General features: G+C 57.1%; 1 pseudogene. It reads right to left on the bottom strand.

Annotated features, from left to right (window positions below):
- Positions 1–455, bottom strand: a pseudogene (locus tag AC5ZG1_RS44345) (pilus assembly protein TadG); the annotation flags it as partial.

Raw genomic sequence — 455 nt, 5'->3', positions numbered from 1 at the left:
GTTCCCCAGGCAAGAGTGCTGGGTGTGTATTGAACGATATCGTAAGAGACTGCACCGGTGCGTACGTATTGGGCGTTCGGATCGGCGCTGGTGAGCTGGCCGAAAAGATTGCCGGCGGCCATCTTCAGCGCCTCTATCTTCGTATAGTAGTTCGTACGGCTGCCCGTGCAGGTATCGTAAACCCACTTGCCCTTCTTGTTAAGGTGGGGGTTGCAGTCATAGGTGAAGGGTTCCGTCGGATGATCCTTGTTGACGGTTTCGGTAGGGTCTCCCATCGACCCTGACTTATCGAGCGCGAGGAACATGGAGACGGAGCCCTGGCTATTGGAGCCCGGGGTCTGTGAAGGACCGCTGACCGTCGTGCTTGACGTCGAAAGATGCTGCGTGCTGAAGCCGACTGCCTGCATGAGCGGATTGACCGTGAGATCGTAGCTCGGTGTGACGGTTACCTGGTA

It is taken from the genome of Bradyrhizobium sp. Leo78, assembly GCF_059512425.1.
The sequence above is the reverse complement of the archived record's forward strand: the minus strand, read 5'-3'. Positions and strand labels throughout refer to the sequence as shown.